General features: G+C 54.8%; 3 protein-coding genes. All 3 read right to left on the reverse strand.

Translation table 11 applies throughout. The features are described 5' to 3' along the window. Positions 1-94: 94 nt before the first annotated feature. Positions 95-1,660 carry a DUF1302 family protein gene (locus tag AC3WLT_RS36810; protein WP_492596471.1) on the reverse strand — a complete coding sequence of 522 codons (1,566 nt, stop codon included), beginning with the start codon at positions 1,658-1,660 and terminating at the stop codon, positions 95-97. Between the two features lie 38 nt (positions 1,661-1,698). Continuing rightward, on the reverse strand, positions 1,699-4,089 hold the full coding sequence (locus AC3WLT_RS36815; RefSeq protein ID WP_492596472.1) for an efflux RND transporter permease subunit: 2,391 nt from the start codon (positions 4,087-4,089) through the stop codon (positions 1,699-1,701). Between the two features lie 40 nt (positions 4,090-4,129). Next, positions 4,130-5,198, reverse strand: a 1,069-nt coding sequence (locus AC3WLT_RS36820; RefSeq protein WP_492596473.1) for a WD40/YVTN/BNR-like repeat-containing protein, incomplete at its 5' end; no start/stop codon positions are given.

The following is a 5,198-nucleotide window of genomic DNA, read 5'->3' on the forward strand; positions in this document are numbered from 1 at the left end:
TTGTCATCTATCGTTTTTCCTCGTCGATTCAGGATTGTCCTCCTATCGACCTGTCCGAGGAAATTAGACCATCACACGTCTCATATTTGTCTCCTTAGAATTGATAGGTCGCGCGGATCAGGAATTGGTCGTTGTGGTTCAGACCGGCCAGGGCGTAGGTGCTCTGGCCCAACTGAGTAGGGCTCGTGCGCGAGTCGTGCGCGAAGAAGAGATCTGCTTCGGCGCGAACCCGCCAGCGATTTCCAAACGCGAATTCCACACTCGGGATGATGAAGGCGTCGCCCGTCGACACGTCGACTCCACCCGCGATACCCGGGTTGATACGATTGCTCATATAGTTCAGGGTGAGAAACGCGGTGAGAATCGTGTCGTGCTGCTTTGCCGGTGCGCTCCATCCCACTTGCGCAACAATGTCATCAGAAGAGTGGAAGTTCTGAATCCACGTATCGAACAGTTGCACGGAAAACAACGATGGCGCGTTCGTGCCGAGCAAGGATTCAAGACGCAATTGCTTGTCGATGCGAAGCGTCGATTCGATGACATTCTTGCTGACAACCGGACCTGTTCCCTGGGTCAGATTCGGAAGACCAGTTCCTGTGTTGTATAACTTGTGTAGTTGATACGCCACTTCGGCTGTCACCACGGCGTCTATCGCGGTAATCTCGCCATTCGCGCTCGCCGCAAACACGTCGATCTTCGGATAGAACCAATCACCCAATCCACCGGACGGCGTTTTTTTGTATGGATTGGCAGCCGAATTCAGCACAGGGTCGGGATTAAATGTGTTCAGGTAAGACAATGCGAAGCCCACAGGCCCGGCCTCCCCCGTCCATCGCAATCCTCCCGTGGGAACATTGACATTGCCCGCTGGGTGGTTGTAGTCGTAATGGGTCGCCGTCGCGAGGAAATCGGTACCCTTAAAGGGTTCCTGCATCCAGCGTCCACCGTACAGGTCATATGTGTTGCCGATGTCCCGTTTGCGATCAACCCCGGGACGAAGTACAAGCTGCAACGAGCCGTTCGCCTCCGGCACATCGATTTTTGCGTTCGCGGTAATGAGCGGCTTTCTCAGCTCGTCGCTCTCGGGCTCAACAAATGAGCGCCAACGGTAGTCATACCCCTGGATGAGATCGGTTGGGTGGAAGAAATCTGTTTCGCCCCACACAATCTGCTGCTTACCGAGACGCAGATGGACCCGTCTCCCAACGTCTGCGTCCACATAGAATTCGCGGATTTCGTCCTGATCGTATTGTGACAACAGACTACTTCCAGGTCCCCCCGGTGTATACCGTCGAGCGAGATCCTGCAAATCCTTCTCGTATCCTGTCAGAATCTCTCTGTCAGAGCGACCAACAACTGTCCATGTTAATGGCCCCGTCTTCAAGCTGGTGTCCAGTTCAACCGAGCCACGTAGCATCTGTAACTGACCGACACCACCTGAAACCTCTGGATGGTTTTGCAGGTTCATCGATGCCCAGGTCCTCACGAACCCTCCGTATGTGAACGCGTTATCACTTAAGCCAAGCAAGGACGTCAACCCTCCACTCGTCCCGTCCTGTTCAGCAGCGTGGGCGCCGAACACGCATCCGATTCCCAGCAGAAGCAGAGGCAATTTTCGAAGCTTTAATTTTCCACATGTACTACTATTTATATCAAACATATTTATCTCCTCCAAACCGCACTGTTATATGATTTTTATTACGACACCGTCGTTGCGCCAAACCCGCTGCTTTTACCGGATGACACGGCTTTCTTTTTCCCGACCAGAACAAAGTCCGGTTTAAAGACGTACACCATAGTCGGCATCAGAAACAACGCGCTGAGCGCTGAGACAAGCAGCCAGATCGCCATCAGAATCCCCATATCGGCCTGAAATCGCAGCGATGAGGTACACCACAACACTACACTGGCAGTGAGGGTCAGCGCAGTGATCAGCACCCCCTTCCCCGCCGTCCTTAGCGAGCGAACGATAGCCTTCGATATGTCATCGTGGTGATGTAGTTCTTCCCGAATTCCATCCACGATATAAAACGCATAGTCGACACCCAGACCGATACCAAGCGCTGCGACCGGCAGGGTGCTGAGATTCATGCCAATGCCTTTCCACGCCATGTAACTGAAAGTGATCGTATTCGACAAAACGACCGGCACCATAAAGAAGATTCCAGCGACGGTCGATCTATATGCAACTGCGCAGCAGACGACCAGTACAAGCAGAGCGAGCGCAATACTCTCAATTTGTCCCGAGAGGATGACCTCATTGACAGCCGCCAGCACTGCTACCAGCCCTCCGCCAAGAAGGTACTTTCCCTCGGCCTGGGGGTGCGATGCGATAAAGTCCTTCAGACGGCCCATCGCCGTGCGGACGCTCTCACCCTTGTGATCGCGGAAATAGAAAGTCACCGCGGCGTTCTTCGAACGAGGATCAACGAAGCGCGACATATCGCCGGGTTCCGAATTCGACTCAAACAGATACATCAACTCGCCGTTTTCACCGGCATCGTCCCCCACCTCCTGGTAGCGAGGATTCCCTTCACGCAGCACGCGGCGCACCGTTGGCAATACGTCGGCTATAGACAGACTTCCGCCTATCTCCGGCTGCGCACCCATGTATCGCTGCATATCCTCCATGCTGCGTAGCACTGCAGGATTCTTGACCGCGTTTTCCTTGCTCCCCGAGAAGACGACGTAAAGCCGGTCTGCACCCTGAAACTGCTGATTGACCGCGGCTGAATCCAGGTTGTAGGTCGCACTCGGCCAGAGAATCGGCGACCCTGGCTCCGAATCGCCGACTTTCAGGTTGAATGCGTACGATCCCGAAATGACGAACAACGTTAAAGCACCTGCCAGCACGACGTAACGCAGCCTTGACGTCACGATTCCGACACTGAGGTTCAAAATCGAATCCAGCACCGGGGCGAGATTGATCGGATGCGCATGTCCGCGGGGTTTCTTGATATATGACAGCAGTACCGGCGTCATGACACAGGCACTCAAAGCGATTGTCATCACCCAGACGGTGCCGATGATCGATACCTTGTGCATCAATGGAATGGGAGTAAGCGCCACGACGACCATGCAACCCGCATCCGCCACTACGCCAAGAATTCCAGGCTTGAAGAGTTGGAGCATTGCCGCCTTCGCAGCCGCAGTAGTGCTATCCGCGCCGCTATCCAGTTCGTCGTCGAAGCGTGAAACCAGTTGCACCGAATGGGAAATCGCACGAGCGGTAATGAGAAATGCAATCACAATGACCAGCGGATCGAGATTGAATCCCAGCATGCTCGCGGTACCCAAGGCCCAAATGGCACTCGTCAGTCCCGCCAGCAATGGAAGCAATGTTCCTCGCCAGCTTCGTGCGATCAGAAAGAGCAGTGCTATAAGGCAGGCAACCGTGAACAGGAAGATGTGAACGGTTTCAGGTACATAGTGATTCACCCACCCGTATAGAATCGGTTCGCCCACGACGCGAACGTTCACGCCGCCGCCCTGCGCCTCGTTGGCAATCCTCATGATTTCAGGGAATATCTTTTTATAGTCAACCCCGTTCTCATAGAAATCGACATTCACCAACGCGGCTTTGAGGTCACGCGATACATAGGCTCCGTAGACGAGGGGGTTATCCAGAACCGCCTCCTTGAGCGCCGCGATTCCCTCCGGGGTTTTCGGCACATCGGGCCACATTATCGGTTTGATCGCGATGTCGTCGATCGATCCACGGATGGTTTTTAGCTTCTTCGATGCGAGCGAGATGATCTGAAACGGACTGACACCGTCCACTTGCTGCAGGTCCGTCGTGACTTTTTTCACCTTGGCCAGAACGGCCGGTGAAAAAACATCTCCGTGGTCGACTTCCAGCATGATGCTGACCACGTTCGAACCGCCGAAATCCTGACGGAATTGCTCGTGGATACGAACGTATGGATGATTTGTCGGCAGCAGATCGTCGAAAACTGTCTTGATCTCGACTCTAAGCGCGGACACAAGCATGACTAACGTGAGTATTGAAAAAACTGTCACAACGACGGCGCGATATCGAATGCAGAACTCGACGAAGTGTTCGAGCCGTTTGAACGTTATATCCTTCACACCGATCTCCTCCAATTACCGCAATCACTACAGCTATTTGTCAGGCAAAGCATTTCGGTACCGTCGCAACAGATGAGCCGACGAGATAGCAGGTCTCGCCGACATTCGCTACGCGTGCATACCAGCCACGATCCCAGTTGGATAGCCGCGAGCTGTGCCATTGATCGGCAGAGGCGCTTCCTTGTGCGATGACACCTTTGTCGCCGGCAGCAAGCCATGCCGAACCAGTCCACGCGACATCAAAGAGGTGTTCCCGAGTTACAGGCGGCAATGCATTCCAATGCTCCCCGCCATCTGTAGACGCGAGGACCACCCCGCCAAGGCCAACGGCGATTCCGTTGTATGGGTCGCGAAATGCAACTGCCATCAGGCTCGTTTTTACGGGACTCGAAACGGGCCGCCACGTCTGTCCGCCATCATCAGTTACCTTGATGCGCCCGAACTCGCCCACCAGCTGGCCCCGCTTGCCCTGGAAGACGATGTCGTTCCATGCGACGTCTTCCTGCACACCGACGTTCTCCCACGATGCGCCATAGTCACGCGTATGCAGTACGACGCCTCCCTCGCCCACCGCCCATGCCTCACCCCCAGGCAGAGTGCGAACACGCAAAAGTTTGTTGGAAATATTGGAATGAGGGACGGCAACCTTTCGCCAGTCGTTGCCGGTTGCACTCGAGACAAGAACCCCGCCTCGGTCGCCGACCGCAATCGCCTGACCATTGCCCCATGACCCGATATCCTGCAAGGCGGTATCGACAGGAACGGTCACGGGTTTCCATGTCTTGCCGGTGTCATCGCTGCGAAGGACTTTGCCGTGTGTGCCAGCCAACAGGAGATGTGCCGATGCACCCTGGCCTACAGCCGTGATTCCGTAGAACTGGTCTCCGCGTTCAAAAATCGGTCTCGCAACTATCGCGCTGTGCGGCGACGGCTTGATAAATAGTCCTGCGTATAGCAGCGCGGCAATCAGTCCCATTGGCGCAGCGGACAGCGCCACTTTTGATAAGCGTTGAATCATCTCCATGCCTCTATTTTGCCTCTTTTGAATTTTGAGTGGGTAGGTTTGGCGGGTCAAGGACGGGCGTAAGCCCGGCGTAGCGAATCCTTGA

Source organism: Paraburkholderia sp. FW306-2-2C-D06C (assembly GCF_058781505.1).